The sequence below is a fragment of the Micromonospora noduli genome (assembly GCF_003264365.1).
Lineage (GTDB): Bacteria > Actinomycetota > Actinomycetes > Mycobacteriales > Micromonosporaceae > Micromonospora > Micromonospora noduli.
Genome location: NZ_PYAK01000014.1, coordinates 14,859 through 33,306, shown reverse-complemented (window position 1 = coordinate 33,306; position 18,448 = coordinate 14,859). Strand labels below are relative to the sequence as shown.

General features: G+C 68.8%; 19 protein-coding genes. 12 read left to right on the top strand and 7 right to left on the bottom strand.

Annotated elements, in window-relative coordinates; translation table 11 throughout:
* The first annotated feature begins 170 nt into the window (after window positions 1-170).
* The 6 genes from GUI43_RS13740 (at window position 171) to GUI43_RS13715 (ending at window position 6,175) form a co-directional block, all read left to right on the top strand.
* Window positions 171-1,421, top strand: coding sequence for a quaternary amine ABC transporter ATP-binding protein (locus tag GUI43_RS13740; RefSeq protein WP_428842210.1), 1,251 nt, complete (start codon window positions 171-173; stop codon window positions 1,419-1,421).
* Window positions 1,418-2,311: an ABC transporter permease gene (locus tag GUI43_RS13735; RefSeq protein WP_112698939.1), complete on the top strand. Its 894-nt coding sequence runs from the start codon at window positions 1,418-1,420 to the stop codon at window positions 2,309-2,311. Before GUI43_RS13740 ends, GUI43_RS13735 begins: the two co-directional genes overlap by 4 nt.
* Window positions 2,312-2,390: 79 nt before the next feature.
* Window positions 2,391-3,275 (top strand): glycine betaine ABC transporter substrate-binding protein, encoded by an 885-nt coding sequence (locus GUI43_RS13730; RefSeq protein WP_112698938.1) that lies wholly within the window; start codon window positions 2,391-2,393, stop codon window positions 3,273-3,275.
* A gap of 193 nt (window positions 3,276-3,468) precedes the next feature.
* A complete protein-coding gene (locus GUI43_RS13725; RefSeq protein WP_112583098.1) occupies window positions 3,469-3,897 on the top strand; it encodes a PRC-barrel domain-containing protein in 429 nt (142 codons plus the stop codon).
* A 79-nt stretch (window positions 3,898-3,976) separates the two neighbouring features.
* Window positions 3,977-4,255, top strand: a complete 279-nt coding sequence (locus GUI43_RS13720; RefSeq protein WP_112698937.1) for a BON domain-containing protein — start codon at window positions 3,977-3,979, stop codon at window positions 4,253-4,255.
* A gap of 624 nt (window positions 4,256-4,879) precedes the next feature.
* Window positions 4,880-6,175, top strand: a complete 1,296-nt coding sequence (locus tag GUI43_RS13715) for a cation:proton antiporter (RefSeq protein WP_249037740.1) — start codon at window positions 4,880-4,882, stop codon at window positions 6,173-6,175.
* Between the two features lie 203 nt (window positions 6,176-6,378).
* Here GUI43_RS13715 and GUI43_RS13710 read toward each other — a convergent pair whose 3' ends face one another.
* Both GUI43_RS13710 and GUI43_RS13705 read right to left on the bottom strand, forming a co-directional pair.
* A complete protein-coding gene (locus GUI43_RS13710) occupies window positions 6,379-7,980 on the bottom strand; it encodes an ABC transporter permease (RefSeq protein WP_146765899.1) in 1,602 nt (533 codons plus the stop codon).
* Window positions 7,977-8,867 (bottom strand): ABC transporter ATP-binding protein, encoded by an 891-nt coding sequence (locus GUI43_RS13705; protein ID WP_112602368.1) that lies wholly within the window; start codon window positions 8,865-8,867, stop codon window positions 7,977-7,979. The genes GUI43_RS13710 and GUI43_RS13705 overlap by 4 nt, the downstream gene beginning before the upstream one ends.
* A 272-nt stretch (window positions 8,868-9,139) precedes the next feature.
* Between GUI43_RS13705 and GUI43_RS13700 the strand changes: the two genes are divergently transcribed.
* The 3 genes from GUI43_RS13700 to GUI43_RS13690 are packed head-to-tail and all read left to right on the top strand — an operon-like array spanning window position 9,140 to window position 11,942.
* Window positions 9,140-10,066, top strand: a complete 927-nt coding sequence (locus GUI43_RS13700) for an ABC transporter ATP-binding protein (RefSeq protein WP_112602367.1) — start codon at window positions 9,140-9,142, stop codon at window positions 10,064-10,066.
* Window positions 10,044-10,832, top strand: a complete 789-nt coding sequence (locus GUI43_RS13695) for an efflux permease Rv1217c-related protein (protein ID WP_112698935.1) — start codon at window positions 10,044-10,046, stop codon at window positions 10,830-10,832. Before GUI43_RS13700 ends, GUI43_RS13695 begins: the two co-directional genes overlap by 23 nt.
* Before the next feature lie 60 nt (window positions 10,833-10,892).
* Window positions 10,893-11,942: a PucR family transcriptional regulator gene (locus GUI43_RS13690; protein WP_112698934.1), complete on the top strand. Its 1,050-nt coding sequence runs from the start codon at window positions 10,893-10,895 to the stop codon at window positions 11,940-11,942.
* A 6-nt stretch (window positions 11,943-11,948) separates the two neighbouring features.
* Here the strand turns inward: GUI43_RS13690 and nhaA are convergent, their stop codons facing one another.
* From nhaA to GUI43_RS13665, 5 genes are all read right to left on the bottom strand, one after another.
* Entirely contained in the window at window positions 11,949-13,268 is a 1,320-nt protein-coding gene (gene nhaA, locus GUI43_RS13685; RefSeq protein ID WP_112583108.1) for a Na+/H+ antiporter NhaA, read from the bottom strand.
* 186 nt (window positions 13,269-13,454) lie between these two features.
* Window positions 13,455-13,754: a BON domain-containing protein gene (locus tag GUI43_RS13680; protein WP_112583109.1), complete on the bottom strand. Its 300-nt coding sequence runs from the start codon at window positions 13,752-13,754 to the stop codon at window positions 13,455-13,457.
* 171 nt (window positions 13,755-13,925) lie between these two features.
* Window positions 13,926-14,201 (bottom strand): GlsB/YeaQ/YmgE family stress response membrane protein, encoded by a 276-nt coding sequence (locus GUI43_RS13675; RefSeq protein WP_112583110.1) that lies wholly within the window; start codon window positions 14,199-14,201, stop codon window positions 13,926-13,928.
* Between the two features lie 174 nt (window positions 14,202-14,375).
* Complete coding sequence (locus GUI43_RS13670; RefSeq protein WP_112583111.1) at window positions 14,376-14,987, bottom strand: STAS domain-containing protein; 612 nt, start codon at window positions 14,985-14,987, stop codon at window positions 14,376-14,378.
* 151 nt (window positions 14,988-15,138) lie between these two features.
* Entirely contained in the window at window positions 15,139-15,543 is a 405-nt protein-coding gene (locus GUI43_RS13665; RefSeq protein ID WP_112698933.1) for an STAS domain-containing protein, read from the bottom strand.
* Window positions 15,544-15,698: 155 nt separating this feature from the next.
* On the opposite strand from GUI43_RS13665, the gene GUI43_RS13660 reads away from it, so the two are divergent.
* The 3 genes from GUI43_RS13660 to GUI43_RS13650 are packed head-to-tail and all read left to right on the top strand — an operon-like array spanning window position 15,699 to window position 18,297.
* Window positions 15,699-16,388: a response regulator transcription factor gene (locus tag GUI43_RS13660; RefSeq protein WP_112583113.1), complete on the top strand. Its 690-nt coding sequence runs from the start codon at window positions 15,699-15,701 to the stop codon at window positions 16,386-16,388.
* Window positions 16,385-17,740 (top strand): sensor histidine kinase, encoded by a 1,356-nt coding sequence (locus GUI43_RS13655; protein WP_112698932.1) that lies wholly within the window; start codon window positions 16,385-16,387, stop codon window positions 17,738-17,740. The genes GUI43_RS13660 and GUI43_RS13655 overlap by 4 nt, the downstream gene beginning before the upstream one ends.
* The gene (locus GUI43_RS13650) at window positions 17,737-18,297 is read left to right on the top strand and encodes a GerMN domain-containing protein (protein ID WP_112583115.1); all 561 of its coding nucleotides are present in this window, start codon (window positions 17,737-17,739) and stop codon (window positions 18,295-18,297) included. Before GUI43_RS13655 ends, GUI43_RS13650 begins: the two co-directional genes overlap by 4 nt.
* Window positions 18,298-18,448 lie beyond the last annotated feature (151 nt).

The window sequence follows — 18,448 nt, the reverse complement described above, 5'->3', positions numbered from 1 at the left end:
GTGCATATCCACAACCCTGCGGTGCCGACTGGATTTGTGGCGAGACCGTCGGTAGGTTTCGCCGCCGGGCCTATGTGACCCGCGGAATGTGATCGATGTTGATATCGACGAAGAGACGCGAAGATGGCGCCGGTGATGCGATACACCAGCCGGTTTCCGTCGAGAGGGGGATCGTGTCCGCGCTCATAGTGCAGTCGCTCTACAAGATTTTCGGCAACCGGGCTGACGAAGCGGTACGACGCCTGGCGGACGGCAAGCCCCGCGCCGAGGCGCTCGCCGGGCTGCCGGCCACGGCCGCGGTTATCGATGCGAACTTCGAGGTACGCCCCGGCGAGATCTTCGTCGTCATGGGCCTCTCCGGTTCCGGAAAGTCGACCCTGATCCGGATGCTCAACGGCCTGCTGCAGCCCACCAGGGGAAGCGTGCGCGTCGATGGGGTCGAGTTGACCACGCTCAAGCCGGCGGCGCTGCGCAAGCTACGCCGCGAGAAGATCAGCATGGTGTTCCAGCACTTCGCGCTCATGCCGCATCGGACGGTGCTGGAGAACGCCGGGTACGCGCTGGAGGTCGCTGGGCTGCCCAAGGCCGAGCGACGTGAGCGGGCCATGGACGCGCTGCGCATGGTGGGCCTGACGGAGTGGGCGGACAACCTGCCCCACGATCTTTCCGGCGGCATGCGGCAGCGAGTCGGGTTGGCCCGAGCGCTCGCGGCCGGAACCGAGATCCTGCTGATGGACGAGGCGTTCTCGGCGCTGGACCCGCTGATCCGCCGGGAGATTCAGGACCAGCTCCTGGAGCTGCAGGCCGAACTTGGCAAGACGATCATCTTCATCACGCACGACCTGAACGAGGCCATGCGGCTCGGCGACCGTATCGCGGTGATGCGGGACGGTCGGATCGTTCAGATCGGCACCGCCGAGGAGATCCTGACCGACCCGGCCAACGACTACGTGGCGCAGTTCGTCGCCGACGTCGACCGGACCCGGATCCTCACCGCCGCGTCGGTGATGGAGAAGCCCCAGCAGGTGCTGGACGTCAACGCCGGCCCCCGGGTCGCCGCCAAGGCGTTGCGGGAAAGCCAAACCTCGGTGGTCTACGTGACCGGTCCGATGAAAAAGTTCCTCGGCACGGTCACTGAGGACGAGGTGTTGCGGGCGCTCCGCGAGGCCCGTCCCCACCTCGACGGTTACGTGTCGACCGAGCGGGTCCGCACTGTCACCGCGGACACCTCGGTGGCCGACCTCTTCGCCGACTGCGCGGAGAGTCAGCACCCGGTGGCCGTTCTCGACGAGCGCGACCGGCTGATCGGGGTGATTCCCCGGATCACCCTGCTCAGTGCGCTGGCCGCCGCGACCCCGGACGAGCCGACACAGGGCCAGGACCAGGTGGACCTGGTCGGAACGAAGGGAGAGCCGGCATGAGCCTGACGCAGTCGCCGCTGGACAGTTGGCTGCCCCGGGTGCCGCTGGGCGCCTGGACCGAGTCCGCCGTCGACTGGGCCACCGGCGCCCTCGGCCCGTTCTTCGACGGTGTCGCCGCGGTGGTCGAGGCGTTGGTGCGACCGCTCAACGACCTGCTCACCGGCGTACCGGCCGTGGTGGTCGTTCTGGTGCTCGCCGGGCTCGGCTGGTGGCTGCGCGGGTGGAAGTTCGCCCTCGGTACCGCGGTCGGCCTCGGCCTGGTGGCCGGAATGCCGTACTGGGAGGAGACCATGAGCACGCTCGCGCAGGTGCTCGTGGCCAGCACCCTGGCGTTGCTGATGGCTGTCCCGCTGGGTGTGCTCGTCGCCGAGAACAAGCGGGCCTCCGCGGTGGCCCGGCCGGTGCTGGACCTGATGCAGACCATGCCCGCGTTCGTGTACCTCATTCCGGCGATCTTCTTCTTCGGCATCGGCACCGTGCCGGGCGTGCTGGCCACCCTGGTTTTCAGCATGCCGCCCGGCGTCCGCCTGACTGAGTTGGGTCTGCGTCAGGTCGACAAGGAAATCGTCCAGGCCGCCGAGTCCTTCGGTGCGCCGCCGTGGATGGTGCTGCTGCGGACCAAGCTGCCGCTGGCACTGCCCACGATCATGACCGGCGTCAACCAGGTCATCATGCTGGCCCTGTCCATGGTGGTTATCGCCGGCATGGTGGGCGCCGGCGGCCTCGGCGACGTGATCATGTTCGCGTTGTCCCAGGTGGAGGTGGGCAGCGGCTTCGAAGGTGGGATCGCCGTCGTGATCCTCGCCGTGGTACTCGACCGCCTCACCGACTCGGCGGGCGACCGTTTCCCGTCCGCCCGGGCGCAACGCCTCGCGCGGCAGGCCGCCTGACCGTCGCTCTCCGCCGGCAATCCCCTTTCCCGCCTACGCGGGGTCAGCCGGCATACCCGAAAGAGGAAGGACAACCCTTTTGTTCACGACACTGAAGCGCGCTCTCGCGCTCACGGTGACCGCCACCCTGGCTCTCGGTGGTGCTGCCGCCTGCAGTGAGCAGGACGACGCGTCCGACAACGGCAAGAAGATCACCATTGGTTACATGGCCTGGGACGAGGCGATCGCGGCCTCCCACCTGTGGCAGGACATCCTGCAGGACAAGGGCTACGAGGTCGAACTCAAGAACCTGGAGGCCGGTCTCGTCTACGGCGGTCTCGCCAACGGCGACATCGACCTGTTCCTGGACAGCTGGTTACCCCAGACGCACGCCTCCTACCTGGAGAAGTACGGCGACAAGCTGGAAAAGCTCGGCGTCTGGTACGACGACGCCAGCCTGAGCATCGCCGTGCCGAAGTACGTCGAGGGCATCAACTCGCTGGCTGACCTGGCCGGCAAGGCCGCCAGCTTCGACGGGGAAATCATCGGGATCGAGCCGGGTGCAGGTCTGACCAAGGCCACCCAGGAGAAGGTCATCCCCGAGTACGGCCTGGACGGCAAGCTGAAGCTGAAGACCTCCTCCACCCCGGCGATGCTGGCCGCCTTGGACGGCGCGATCGCCGACAAGAAGCCGATCGTTGTCACCCTCTGGCACCCGCACTGGGCCTACGCCAAGTACGAGTTGAAGGACCTCGCCGACCCCAAGGGCACCCTCGGCCAGGCCGAGCAGATCAACACACTCGCCCGCACCGGCTTCGGCAAGGACTTCCCCGAGGTCACCGCAATGCTGAAGAAGTTCAAGATGGACGGTGAGCAGCTCGCGTCCCTGGAGGACCTGATGTTCAACACCCACAAGGGCGACGAGGAGAAGGCCGTCGAGGAGTGGCTGAAGGCCAACCCGGACTTTCCCAACACGCTCTCCTGAAACCGCATGACTCGTGGGGCCCCGCCGGTTCGGCGGGGCCCCTCGTCGTCTCCGCCAGTCGCTCGACGGCCCGTCACGAACGGGCACGGCGAGCCGTCACGAAAGTGGGCAGCAACCGTCATCGTTTCGTCGTCTAGTCCCGGCCGTCCCTTGGGTAGCGAATAAGAATCAGACGCTACGGAAGGAGCAGCTCATGCCACACGATACGACGGCGATTCTGGTCAAGCTCAGTGACTCCGGGCAGACGATCGCGGAGGCCGAGCACGACGTGCGCGGCCGGCGCGTCCTCGACGTCGACGGTGACGACCTGGGCAAGGTTGATGACCTGCTGATCGATCGCGAGGAGCACAAGGTGCGGTTCCTGCGTGTCGAGCACGGAGGAATTCTCGGCATCGGCGCCACCGCCACCTTCCTCCCCGTCGAGGCGGTCAGCGACGTCACCGACGACACCGTGCGGGTCGACCTGACCCGGGAGAAGATCGAGCAGGCCCCAACGTACGACCCGGAGGTCGTCGAGGAGGCCGGCTACTACGAGGACGTGTACTGGTACTACGGCTACGCCCCGTTCTTCAGCCCGCGTGGGGTTGCTGCGCCGTACCCGGTGCCCCCGACCCGACGCTGAGTTTCCGGGTGCCCGCGACCGACCGGTGTTTCGGCGGCTGGACACGGCCGAAACACCGAAACACCTGTGAGGAAACGTCATGACCTACGTCCCCTGGTTTCTGCCCGACGATTTTCCATCGCTGATCCAGGTCCAGCCGGCCTCTGCGGATGCCCAGCTGGCCTGCCGGCTGCTGGAGAGCATGCAGCGCGATCCCCGATTGCGTCACGAACGCATCTGCATCGAAGTGCAGAACCGCGTGGTCATCCTGGACGGTGTGGTCACGTGCGCCGACGTGAGCAGCGAGGCCCACGCCCGCGCCTGGAGCACTGCGGGAGTGCACGACGTCAACAACCGGCTACGCCCGCTGGAGCGGTAACAGTCGGTCCAACGGACGCCGTTGACGGTGGGTGCCCCGGCCGCAGCACATGCCGGTGGCCGCTGGTGAGGGCGGGCCGGTCTGATGACGACTATCGGGCCGGCTGCCCTCAACCTCCCGGCTGCGTGTGGTGGATGTCGTTTATTGACGTGTAGCCGCGCTGCGGTACCACTGCACGCCGTTGGCTGCGAGGTCACGTCTGGCCCTCGCGACCCCGGCGATTTGGAAGCCCTGGGGGTCATGCACGGGCGCCATTGATCTGAGCCCAGACCGTCTTGCCGTCACAGCCGCTTGATGTCCGTTGCGCTGGTTCAACCATAGGCAGCCGCCTGCGGCGGAATCTCGGGAAACGCCCTGGTGCGGGGCAAGCCCAGCCGGAAGAGTGGCGAGGTCCGGACGGTTCACCTGGCGCGACGGCCACCGCCTCCGGCCGCGCTGGATGCCGTTGTCGTGCTGGGCCTGATCGCCGCCGTCGGTGAGGCCGCCGAGCGTCCCGGCCACAGCCGTTGCGTTCCCGAACGCCGAGAACGGCACCGTCGGCGGGCCGTTATGATCTGCGAGGTCTGTGGAGCGCCGGGAAGTCTGGTCGGCACCGTGTTGAACCCTGCGCCCCGGAGGTTTCCTGTGCTGCTCCTCTGCTTCGCCGCTGTCCTGCTCGCCGCCGTGCTCGTGTCGGCGCTCGCGCACCGGACGATCCTGTCCACGGCGGCGTTGTTCCTGGTCGCCGGGTTCGTCCTTGGCGAGGACACCACCGGGGTGTTGCACCTGCAGGCCGACTCACCGATCGTGGCTCAACTGGCCGAATTGGCGCTGTTCGCGGTGCTGTTCACCGACGGGATGCGCGTGGGCTGGGCGGACCTGCGCAGCGCGTGGCGGCTGCCCGGCCGGGCGTTGGGCTGGGGCCTGCCGCTGACGCTGCTGGTGACCGCAGTACTGGCGCATTACGTGGCTGGGTTGGGCTGGGCGGAAGCCCTCCTGATCGGGGCGATCCTGGCGCCCACGGATCCGGTGTTCGCGGCCGCGTTGGTCGGCAACGACAAGGTGCCCGCGCGGCTGCGGCACCTCCTCAACGTCGAGTCCGGGGTGAACGACGGACTAGCGCTGCCGTTCGTGGTGGTGCTGCTCGCGGTCGCGGCCGGCTCCGACAACCTGCACCTGGGTGAGTTGACCACTGAACTGGCCGTCGGCCTGGCGATCGGGGTGCTGGTGCCGCTGGCGGCGCTCGCGCTGGAGCGAACACGCTTCTTCGCTGCCTCGGCGGCGTACGCGCCGCTGAACGGGGTCGCGATCGGGCTGCTGGTGCTGGCGCTCGGCAAGGCTACCCACGGTAATCTGTTCCTTGCCGCGTTCGCTGCCGGTATCACTGTCGCGACCTTCGGGCCCCGCGAACGTGCGGCGTTCGAGCATTTCGGGGAGAACATCGCCGAATTGCTCAAGCTGGGGGCGCTGCTGGTGTTCGGTGCCCTGATCTCGGTGGAGTTCCTCGGCGACATCTCCTGGACCGGTTGGGTCTTCGCCGTTCTGGCCATCGTGGTCGCCCGTCCGATCGCACTGTGGATCTCGTTCCTGCGCTCAGGGCTGAGCCTGCGGGAGCAGGCGGCCGCCATGTGGTTCGGGCCCAAGGGCTTCGCCTCGGTGGTCTACGGCCTGCTGGTAATCGAGTCTGGCATCGCCGCAGCCGACGAGATCTTCCACCTGGTCGCGCTCACGATCGTCATCTCGATCCTGGCGCACTCCTCGACCGACGTCGTGATCGCTCAGGCCTTTGACGACACCCGCGACACGCCCAACTGGCACGACGCGCTGCGCCGGGTGCGTCGGCGGATAACGGTCCCGAGTCGGCCTGCCGGCGACCCTGCGGCCGTTGCCGCACCGGACATCGACGGTGAGGCCGAGGACGGTCAGGCAAACGCGAAGTAACGGAGCGGGTGGCGCCGACGGCGATGACGTTGCCACCGAGGCCGACGTCAAGCGCGAGCGCCACCATGGCAGGGGATGACGGCAAGGTCACGGCTCGCACGATGACTCCGGCGCTCTGAGACGCCACCGAGCCGGCGGTCTGCAGGTGGGTGATGCGACGTCTGAGTGCGCCACACCCCTTACCGTGTTTGTGATGGGGCTGGTCAGGCACTCAGGTCACGTCGGCGGTAGCCGACTGTGCCGGCGACCACTCCTGCCGCGGCGATGCCGACCATCACCAACGCTGGTGGCCATGCCGGTGCGGTGCTCGGTACCGCGGCCAGGTGCGCGAACGGGGACAGCGCACGGATCCAGGTGGGCGCGTTGATGCTGTCGGCGATGACCTGCCAGATGAACCCGCCAGCGGCCGGCAGGGCGCCGATCGCCGCGACGGCGCGCGGTGCCCATCCGAGCGCCAGGACAGCAGCTCCCAGACAGAGCAGCACAACTGGCACGACGTTCCAGGCCCCGGCGAGCGCGTCGCCGACCCCAAGGCCGGCCTGAACAGTGGCAGTACCGGCCCACATGGCGATGCCCGCGACCGTGATCAGGACCAGCGCGGCGCAGCCAGCGACGACCGCCTCGGCGCCCAACAGCCGTACCCGGGTCACCGGTGCGGCCAGCAGCAGGGTGAGACGCCGGGCGTTCTCGTCCGCGGCGACGGCGGCGAGCCGCACGGCGACGAACACCCCGACCGGAACGGCCAGCAGCGCGTACAGGGTGGCCGCGTAGCCCTCGACAGTGCCGAGGGCGGGGAAGCCGGCCTGGGCCGCCAGGGTCGCGAACTGGGGGTTGCCGGTCAGGAATTCGGTCATGGACCGGGCGATCAGGCCCAGGAGCAAAAAGTACGCGCCGATCCCGACCGACCACGCAACCAGCGGCCGCGTGGTGCGCCGTACCGCGAAGGCGCGCACCGAACCGAGCAAGGCGGTACGCGCCGGCCGCCTGCCGGCCGTAGCAAGAATCCCTGCGCCGACGTCACGCCGCGCCGCGAGCCGACTGGCGAGGGCCATTAGCAGCACTGCGGCGCACGTCAGCACCGACACCGGTAGCCCTCGATTGGTGTCGAACGGGCGGGTGAGCGCCAAGAGCCCGATCGGGGACAGCCACCGGAGCCAGGCCAGCGTGGGTACACCGTCGCCGACCATCCGCATGAGGAGCCCGACGACCAGGACGCCGGCCGCGACGCCGTTGGCCGCCGACCGACTGACGAACAGCTGCGCGGTGACGCCCCCGACGGCGACGAAGAAGAGCCCGATGGCAGCGAGCCCGGTTCCGTGCAACAAGGAACCGGGGGCGTCCACTCCCGTAGCGATCATCGCCGCCGCGGTCGCCGCTCCGACGAGGACCGGTACGACGGCCAGGACACCGAGGTGCTGGCGGACAGCCTCGGCGAGGGTGGTGGGGCCGGACAGCAACAGACTCCACCGGCCGGCGTCCTCCTCACCACGGGTGATCCGGGTGGCGGCGAGCATTGCCCACACGCCGAGCAGGACGGCCAGGACGGTGCCTGTGCGCCACACGGTGAACCCGCCTGCCTGGTCGAGTGCGATCGGTTCGCCGAACAGGGTGCGGATCGCGGGGTTGCGGGCCAGCGCCGCCAGGGCGGTCGGATCCAGCGCGTCCGTGCGGTAGCCAGCCACCACCAGGGCGGAGATGCCCGCACATACGGTGGTCACGACCAGGGCGCCGCGGCGTACCTGGCGCGCTGCGAGCCCTCTCAGTGCCCGCTGCGGGTGGGCTGCTGTCGTTGTGGTCGCGGTCATCGGGCGTTCTGCCCGTAGTAGGCGAGGAAGATCTCCTCCAGGCTCTGCTCGCGGACGACGATCGTTGCCACGTCAGCGTCGGCCAGGGCGCGCAGCGCGGCGGCGGGGGAGCCGTTCAGGGTGAACCGCACGGTCGTGGCGCCATCGCTGTGCAGGCCGTCGACGCCGAGGACGCCGGTGAGGTCCGGTGGCGCGCCGGTGAACGTCGCGGCCACCTCGGTGTGGTGCAGTCGACGCAGCTGCGCGACGGACGCCACCTCGACCAGTTCGCCAGCGCGCAGGATGCCGACGCGGTCGCAGACGGCCTCGACCTCGGCGAGCTGGTGGGAGCTGAGGAACACCGTCTGCCCGTTGTCGCGGGCAACCCCGACCGCCTGCCGGAACTGCATTTCCATGAGCGGGTCCAGGCCGCTGGTTGGCTCGTCCAGCACCAGCAGAGGCGCCCGGGTGGCGAACGCCGCGATCAGAGCGACCTTCTGCCGGTTGCCCGTCGAGTAGGTGCCGGCCGGTTTGGACACATCGAGTGCGAATCGTTGGACGAGCTCGTCGCGGTAGGCGGTGTCCGTGCCAGGGCCGATGCGGGCAAGTAGGTCCAGAACCTCGGCGCCGGTCATTCGTGGCCACAGCGCCACATCCGCAGGCACGTAGGCGAGCCTGCGGTGGGCGGCGGCGACGTCCGTGGCGTCGGTGTCGAAGATCCACGCCTGTCCGGAGGTGGGTCGGGCAAGGCCGAGTAACAGCCGGATCGTGGTTGATTTTCCGGCGCCGTTGGGGCCGAGAAACCCGAACACCTCGCCGGCCGCGACGTCGAGGGTGAGGTCATCGAGGGCGAGTAGCCGCCCGTACCGCTTGGACAGATTTTCGGTGCGCAGGGCAGAAACGCCCATCGGAGCCTCCAGGAGCCGCAGCACGACATGACCTGCCGACCAGACTTCCCGGCGCACCTGACCTGAGAGTACTCCCGGCAGCCAAGGCTCGGGGACCGCCCGGCTGCACGGTTACGAACGGCCTTGGCGCCGCAGGGAGCATCGTCAAGGATGGTGCGGGCCCGCACTGGCGGCGTTCGGGCTGTGGTTTCCGATGTCCGGCAACGGCATCAGCGAGTTGTCGGCCGGATGCGGACCTGATGCCGGGCCGGAAAGCCGACGACGATGTGGGCATGACAAGCGACATCGCTCTACTCACCGAGGACCTGACCAAGTTCTATGGTCAGCGTCGCGGTATCGAGGGGCTCAGCCTGGAGGTTCGGGCCGGGGAGGTGGTGGGTTTCCTGGGACCGAACGGAGCGGGGAAGACCACCACGATCCGGCTGCTGTTGGACTTTCTGCGCCCCACTCGTGGGCACGCGTCTGTGCTCGGGCTCGACCCGCGCAGCGACAAGGCCGCGCTGCACCGTCAGATCGGCTATCTGCCCGGTGAGCTCGTGTTTCCCGGGCGGGACAAGGCGGAAGACCTGCTGCGTTTCTTCGCCGCAGCACGCGGCGGCGTGGCCTGGTCGCAGGTGACCGAGCTCGCGGAGCGGCTCGACCTGGACCTCTCGCGCTCGGTACGGACGATGAGTAAGGGCAACAAGCAGAAGGTCGGGTTGGTGCAGGCGTTCATGCACCGGCCGGCGGTGCTGGTCCTGGATGAGCCGACCAGTGGGTTGGATCCACTCATGCAGCAGGAGTTCCTGGCCATGGTCCGCGACGCCAGTGGTGCTGGGCAGACCATCTTCATGTCCTCTCATGTCCTGGCCGAGGTGCAGCAGGTGGCCGACCGGGTCGCCATCGTCCGCGACGGCCAGTTGGTCGCGGTCGAGCGGGTTGAGTCACTGGGGAAGCGGGCGGTCCGCGCCGTCGAGATTCATTTCGATGACCCGGTGGACCCGGCGGAGTTCAGTGTCCTGCCCGGAGTAAGTGACGTGGTGGTGTCCGGCCCGGTGCTGAAATGCACCGTTGACGGCCGCATCGACCCGCTGATCAAGGCAGCGGCGCGTCATGAGGTGGTGGACATGTTGTCGGCCGAGCCCGACCTGGAAGAGACGTTCCTGTCGTTCTACTACCACGGGGAAGGAGCCGGCGATGCTTCCCGCGCTGGTGCGTAAGACCTGGCGTGACGACCGCCTGGCACTGATCGGTTGGGCCGGTGGCGTCGCCGCTTTCACCGCCATCTACACCTCGTTCTACAGCCAGTTCCAGGGAGCCGCGGAGCTGAAGCAGGACGCGCTGCCCCAGGGCATGCTGGACTTCCTCGGCATCGCCGACATGCTGTCACCCGCCGGCTATCTGCAGGCGACCATCTTCAGCCTGGTCGGCCCACTGCTGGTCCTGATGTGCGCCATCACGCTGGCAGCCCGCACGATCGCTCGGCCGGAGGAGGACGGCGGCATGGAGCTGATGCTGGCCAACCCGGTCTCGCGAACCGCCTTCGCCTGGCAACGGGTGGGCGCCGCCGGCAGCGCGCTCACCGGGATCGCCGCCATCCCCGGGATCCTGCTGATGATCATTGTCCCTTGGATCGGCATGGACATCCCCCTGTCCAACGTCGCCGCCGCGTCCGCCGGCCTGGTCGCCCTGGTGTGGAGCTTCGCCGGCGTCGCCTTCCTCGTTGGCGCCGCCACCGGAAAACGTGCCTCGGTCCTCGCGATCACCGGTGGCCTTGCCGTGGCCACCTACATGGCCAACGCCATCGGCGGCATGCTCGACGGGTGGCACTGGGTGCGATGGCTGTCACCGTTTCACTACTTCATCGGCACTGACCCTCTACACACCGGCTGGCACCCGCCCGAGCTTCTCACCCTCGTGCTCCTCGGTGCGGTAACCACGATCGCCGGAGTCATCGTGTTCGACCGCCGCGACATCGGTGTGTAAACCTGAGGCTGGTGGCCGCCGGTTACCGGCGGCCACCAGCACGCCGACAAGGAACAGCCCATGAGCGACGACAATTGGCTGGCGGCCAACTGCCAGGATCTGCTGTACGTCCCAGCCAGTACCCGGCGTCAGGCAGCGGTCAACCTGGGTGCCCGCGCAGCGGACGAAGGGCTGACGCTGAGCGAGCTCGTTACCGGCCTGCTAGATGCCACCACTGCCCACTGGAACGCCACCCCGGTCGCGTCGACCGACACCGCCGTCGCCGTGCATTCCCGCGCCGAGACACTGCTGGACACCGCCCGTGTCCTGCTCACCGACGCCGTGGACGGGTACACCCGGCAAAACCGCGCCGAGCTGGATCGCCACGACAACGAACGCGCCACCTTCGTCAACGACCTACTCACCGGCCGCGCCGACCCGGGCGGACTGGCCGAGCGCGCACACCGATACGGCATCCGCCTGTCGGCCACCCACACCGTCCTCATCGCCCGTGCGGCCGGCCTGACTTCCGGCATCACACACCGCATCGATGCCGTACTTGCCGCCAGATTCGGCGAAGGCAACACCCTCACCACCCTGCGCGACGGCGATTTGGTCTGCATCAGTGCCGGCGGTCTGCGCGGCATCGCGGCCGAACTCGCCCACCTGCTTCTGACCGAACTCGGTACGGGCAACTGGCAGATCGCCGTCGGCCGCACCCAACCTGGTGTGCACGGCCTGGCCACGTCCCTCGACGAGGCCCGCCAAACCCTCGACTACGCCGTCAGGCTCGGCTTCAGCACGCCCGTACTCAATGCTGCCGACCTGCTGGTTTTTCCCGTGCTGCTGCGTGACCGCGACGCCATCACCGACCTGGTGACCACGGTCCTCGGGCCACTGACCACGGCTCGCGGCGGTGCCGCCCCGTACCTGAAAACCCTGACCGTGCTCTTCGACAACCAGGGCAACCACACCGCGACCGCTCGGCAGATGCACCTGTCTGTCCGCGCGATCACCTACCGCCTCGACCGCATCCGCGACCTGACCGGCTACCACCCCGGCGAAGCCACCCAAAGGTTCACCCTGCAAACAGCCGTACTCGGCGCTCGGCTGCTCGGCTGGCCACCGTAGCCGAGCTCAGGACGGCCTTGTCGTGGTCGGCTGTTCCTCGTAGACGTCCGGCACCCCGTCGGCGTCGCTGTCGCGCTCCTCCAGCGCGCAGACACCCTGGTAATGCCGGTTACGAGCGCGGAGGACGACGGTTGCCAGTACCGCCGACAGCAGCGATCCGAGCAGAACACCGATCTTGGAGTGGTCGTCGCGTTCGGTGCCGGCGCCGAACGCCAGCTCGCCGATCAACAGCGACACCGTGAACCCGACCCCGGCCAGCAGCGCCAACCCCACCATGTCCCACCAGGCGAGCCCTTCCGCGAGCCGGGCCCGGGTGAACCGCTGCACGAGCCAGGTGGCACCGAGGACGCCAGCCGCCTTGCCCACCACCAACCCCACCATCACGCCCAGAGCGACCGAGTCGGTCAGGGTCGCGCCGAGGCCACCCGCCCCGGCAACCGAGACTCCGGCGGCGAAGAACGCGAAAACCGGGACCGCGACCCCGGCTGACAGGGGCCGGATGCGGTGTTCGAAGTGCTCCGCCAGGCCAGGGCCAGGTCCCGGCTTGCGGCGTAGCACCGGAACGGTGAAGGCCAGCGCGACCCCGGCGACGGTGGCATGCACGCCGGAGGCGTGCACCAGCGCCCACGCCGTGACGGCCAGCGGCAGCAGCAGCCACCAGGACCGCACCCGGCGCTGAACCAGCAGACCGAACAGCGCCATCGGGGCCAGCGCGAGCAGCAGCGGCCCGAAGTGCAGTGAACTGGTGTAGAAGACCGCGATGATCACAATGGCAAGCAGGTCGTCGACCACCGCGAGAGTGAGCAGAAACGTGCGCATCGCCGAGGGCAGGCTGGTGTTGATCACGCCGAGCACGGCGAGGGCGAACGCGATGTCCGTGGCGGTCGGGATCGCCCATCCGGTCAACGCCCCGTCGCCGGCCCCGACGTTGAACGCCACGTAGATCAGCGCCGGCAGCGTCATTCCGCCGAGCGCGGCGGCGACGGGCAGCATCGCTCGGCGGGGCTCGCGTAGATCACCGGCGACGAACTCGCGCTTGAGCTCCAGCCCGGCGACGAAGAAGAAGATCGCTAGCAGGCCATCGGCGGCCCACTGCGCCAATGAGAGGTCCAGATGCAGCGCCTCGGGGCCAACGGTGACGTCGGCGAGTGAGCGGTACGCGTCGGACCAGGGCGAGTTCGCCCAGGCGAGAGCGAGCACGGCGGCGACCAGCAGCAGCACCCCACCGACCGTTTCGGTCCGGAGAATATCTCCGATCCGGCGTACCTCAGGCCAACTCCTGCGGCTGAGCAGGAGTGGCGTGCCGTTAGCCGGGGGGCGGCTCATCGTGGTCCTCCGGTGGGGTCGGTAACGAAATCGCCGACCAGTCTTCCCGGCACACCGGCTACTACGTTAGCCAAACGACGACCATCAGCCTGTCACCGCGCCTGAAAACAGGAGCGTGTCATCCACGGCTGGGCAGCGTGCAGCCTGACCGGTCATTCGCGCCTTCGACGTGGCTCTGAGCCGGAGTCACCGGTGGCTACGCCGCGGGCCGCTGAGCCGCAGTGTGTTGCAGATGTCGAAGACGCCCGGCACGTCGTAGGCGAGGTCCGCCGCGACCTGCCGCGCGTTCGCGTTACTCACCACGCCGGCGAGGATGACGACTCGGTTCTGCACGGCGACGGTGATCTGTTGGCGCCGCGTGGTCCAGTCGATGCTCAATCGCTGCGCGACCAGCGCCTCAAGTCTCAGGTCCTCGTGGTCCGGCTCGGGCTGGCGCGAGGTGTCGGCGAACCAGTTCTCATCGGGCAACGGCCATGGCATGTACATGGTCAGCTCCTTGATTGTGACGAGGCCGGGTGGGATAGCGGACGGCGAGCCAGTGACGTCCTCAGGCCGGTCAGATACCCGATCGGATGGGACTCATGAACTTGAACGGAAACCGGCCTGACCGTGCTTGGGGCTGGCCTTCTGGTGCTGGCGCTGCGTCGCGTCTCCCGTTCAGGGGGAGTCGGATGGGTCGGGCCTGGCGGTGGCCACGACGAGTACAACGCCGATGCCGGCGAGGCCGGCTTGGACGACCAGGTTCAGGAGGTTGAGGGTGCTGGTATCGACACCCGCGAGACGGGCGACAATGCTGCCCGCCAGCGCGGCGACCACCCCGACGGACACTGTCAGCCAGATCGGGGCCTCCTGGCGTCCTGGGACGACGAGCCTGCCGAGCAGGCCGACAGCGACGCCGACGAGGAGCGCGGTGACGAGACCAACGATGCTCATGGGCTCCCTCGATCTCCTTCAAGTACGAGTGCTACGACAATTGAGGGCCGGTTCTCGAGACTCGCCGCGCCATCAGCGGCCATTCGAATGGCCACTGGCTTCTTGTGATCCGATGCCAGGGGTGTCGGTTGTCGCTACCGGCGGCGAGGATGCCTTCGGTCCGGAGGAGTGAGATCAATAACGGGTGGCGGCGGTGGCGGTTGGCCGTTCCGACACCGACCCCTTGGACAGTTGGGCGAGGGCGTCTTCGCGGCTGTCGAAGATGGGGAAGGCTCCGTCCAGGCGCATCGTGTGCAGGACGGTGCGGATGAACCGCGACGGTGCGGCCAGGCAGAGGGTGGCCCCACGATCTCGGGCTTCGCGGTGGGCGCGGACGAGGTGACCGAGGCCGGTGGAGTCGATGAGGTGTACTCGGCTCAGGTCGACCACGACGTGTCCGCCCATGTCCGCCGCGTGCCGCAGGGCGGTGCGCAGGGTGTCCCCGGTGTCGAGATCGACGTCACCGCCGGCGGCGACAACGGTCACGTCGTCGAGGTGGTCGATGCCGAGGATGCCACCAGGACCGTGGTCGCCGCACGACGCGTGGCCGCCACCGGGGAGCGGCAGCAGACTGCAGTGCGGGCAGCGGTGCGGGCCGGTGGCGAACGGGGAACCGCTCCAACCCTGTTCGGACACCAGGGTCCAGACGACCTCGGCATCGGGGAGCACGCACGCGGTGGCCTTGACGCTGTCGCCGCAGGTGTCGCAGATCAGGGTCATCAGGTGGTCGTCCGGGACAACGGTCATTCTGCTGGTCCTTCCTGGGGCCATGTCTACCGATGGGGTGGGACACGGCGATCGTGCAGAGCTGATGCGGAGGCCGGCTCTCGAGCGTGATGTTTCCGGCGCTGATAGCCGTTGCGCCCGATGGTGGGCAGGGAAGCCCGCTGGGCGGTCGTCAGTGAGCGACTTTTACCGAGGCGCGACCATGAGCGACCAGCGTCGGCTGTGTGCGGATGGGTGCCTGCCCGCCGGGCGGCGACGACGGGGCAGTGTCGACGACCGGCAGGATCTGGTCCAGGCGGGCGGCCTGCAGGATGCGCCGGATCCGCGGGTTCGGATCGCGGACGGTGAGCACCCCGTCGGCACGGGCCAACCGCCGGTGCACATCGAGGAGGAGGCCGATGGCAGCGGCGTCAATGTGCCGGCACTCAGACAGGTCGACCACCACCTGTGCGGGATGCAGGGCGAGCAGGCGGTCGAACACGGCTCCGGTCGCCGGCAGGCAGGCAAGGTCGAACTCCGCGACGCGCACCTCGACCAGCGGCAGCGTGCATGGCGTGGTTGCCAGTGGCCCTGTCACAGGCACACCCCTCTCCCTCCGCGGATCCGGTCGCCTGTCACCCTGCCGGGCGGGTTTGGCGGCCACTACGCAGATCTGTGACAGTTCCGTGACAAATCAGCCAACCGGCCGCCACGGTTGGCCTCCGAGCCGGTCGTCTGGGGATGATGCCGGGTATGACGGCCGTACTGGTGATCGAGGACGACGACCGCATCCGCTTGGCGTTGTTGCTCGCACTGGAGGACGAGGGTTACGACGCGGTGGGCGCGGCCACGGCCGAGGAGGGGCTGCGCGCTCAGCGCCGCGACCCCGCCGACTACGTGCTGGTCGACCTGATGCTGCCCGGTCTCGACGGCTTCGAATGCATTCGGCAACTGCGCCGTGACGACGATGTCCCGATCGTGGTGGTCAGCGCCCGCGACGACACCCACGACATTGTCGCCGCCCTGGAGGCCGGCGCCGACGACTACGTCGTCAAGCCGGTGGCGATCAAGGAACTGACCGCTCGGCTGCGCGCCCTGCGTCGCCGGGCCCGTAGCGGCGTCGCGGGGCACACGCCGGAGCCGGTGCCAGTGCTCGTGGTCGGCGAGCTGGAGATCAGCCCTGACGGGGGAGAGGTGCGCAGAGCCGGCCAACCCGTACCGGTCACCCGTACCGAATTCCGGCTGCTGTGCGAGCTGGCCGAACACGCCGGTCGGGTGCTGTCCCGCCAGCAACTGCTCGAACGGGTCTGGGGGTACGACAGCGGCGACGAACGGCTCGTCGACGTGCACGTCGGCCGGTTGCGGCAGAAGATCGAGTCAGACCCGGCGAACCCCCGGCACCTGGTCACCCTGCGGGGCCTGGGCTACAAGCTGCAGCGATGAGACGCCTCGGGCTGCGTACCCGGGTGACCGCCGCGTTCGCGGTCGGCGCGCTCCTGCTCTCGGCGTCGATGGCCCTGATCTCCTACGATCTGACCCGCCGATCCCTGCTCGACGAGCGGGAACGCGCCGCCCTGCGCGCCGCCTACTTCGACGCGACCGTCGTCCGCGCCGGGATCGACACCGAGACCCCCAACGTCGTACAGGTGCTTCGGTCGCTGGACACGGGCGGGAGTCGGCGGCCGGTGCTGCACCTGGACGGCGAGTGGTATGCCCGCACCGCCGACCCCGGCACCACCGCCGCCATCCCTGTCGAGCTGCGCCGGGTCGTCACCGCCGGCAAACCCGCCGTGCAGCGGGTACGCGTCGACGACCAGCCCGCCTTGGTCGTCGGCGTGCCTCTGTCAGCGACGGCGACGTATTTCGAGGTCAACTCGCTGCGCGAGCTGGAACAGACTTTCCAGGTCCTGGCGCTCGCGCTGACCACCGTCGCGATCATGGTCGCCGGCTCCGGCGCGGCCCTGGGCTGGTACGCCACCCGGCACGGGCTGCGCCCGCTGACGGCGGTCGCCGACGCGGCGGAGAAGATCGCCGCCGGTGATTTCACCGCCCGGCTGGACCCGGCCACCGACCCTGACCTGACCCGGTTGTCCTCATCGTTCAACCAGATGGTCGACCAGCTCGCCCGGCGCATCGAGCGGGACCGGCGCTTCGCCGCCGACGTCAGCCACGAGCTGCGCTCGCCGCTGCAGACTCTCGCGGCGGCGGCCAGTGTTCTGGCCCGTCGTCGTGAACAGCAGGACGAGCGAACGGCGATCGCGGCGGGGCTGGTCGCCGACGAGATCGACCGTTTTCAGCGGCTCGTCAACGACCTGATCGACCTGGCTCGTAGCGACCAGCCCGCCCACCGTGCTCCCGTCGATGTCGTGGCGCTGGCCAGGGACGCCTGCCGTGCCCTGGACCTGCCCGCTTCAATCGTCCGCCTCGCACCAGAGGTGTCCGCGACGTGGCTGGTCGAGCGGCGGCGTGTCGCGCAGGTGCTGGCGAACCTGTTGGACAACGCCGTCACCTATGGGGGTGGGCCGACGTGTGTCCTGCTCGATCGCGACGGCAGCGCGGGCGTCATCGAGGTCGACGACGACGGTCCGGGTGTGCCCCTCGAGGACCGTGAGGTGATCTTCGACCGTTTCGTTCGAGGGCGAGCCGCCCACACCCGGGGTGCCGGCGACGGCACCGGACTCGGCCTCGCGCTGGTCGCCCAGCACGCCACCGCACACGGCGGACACGTTACTGTCACCGACCGCCCCGGCGGGGGCGCCCGCTTCCGCATCACGCTGCCGGAGAGCCTGACGTGAACCATCGCCGATTTCTCGCCGTGGGGCTCGTCGCGCTGCTGACCGGCTGCGGCATCCCCACCGACAACGCCCCCCGCCCCGTACAACCGCCGCGCGGGCCGTTCCCGACCTCCGACCCCGCCGACACAGCACCGGCCGGCCCGGCCACCGAAACCCTCTGCCTGGTTCGCGACAACCGGATCGTCCCGGTGCTCCGGCGCGTGGACCGCCTACCCACCATCGAGGACCACCTGCGGCACCTGCTCGCCGGACCCACCGAGGGCGAACGCGACACCGACCTGACCAGCGCACTGCCGGGGGCGGTCAACGCCGCCGGTGCGACAGTGACCGGCACCCAGGCGCGCGTCACGGTCGACGAACCCGGCGATGACGCCGGGCGCAGCGACGAAGTCCTCGCCTTCGGGCAGATCGTCTGCACCCTCACCAGCCGCGATGACGTCACCAGCGTGACGTTCCTGCGCGACGGCAGGCCGTTGGGCGTGCCCCGCGCCGACGGTTCACTGTCCGAACAGCCGCTCAGCCGCGCCGACTACGCCCCACTGATCACCCCACGGTGAGCCGGCCCATGTCGGGATGGCGGCCCACGAAAGGAGGTACACCCAGGGCTCATAACTGTGTGCCATCGCTCACCGCTCAGATGCGATGACGATCGAAAGAACCTGGCGTTGCTCCGACCGGCCGGGACGCTTGTCCCGCAAACCATTGGCC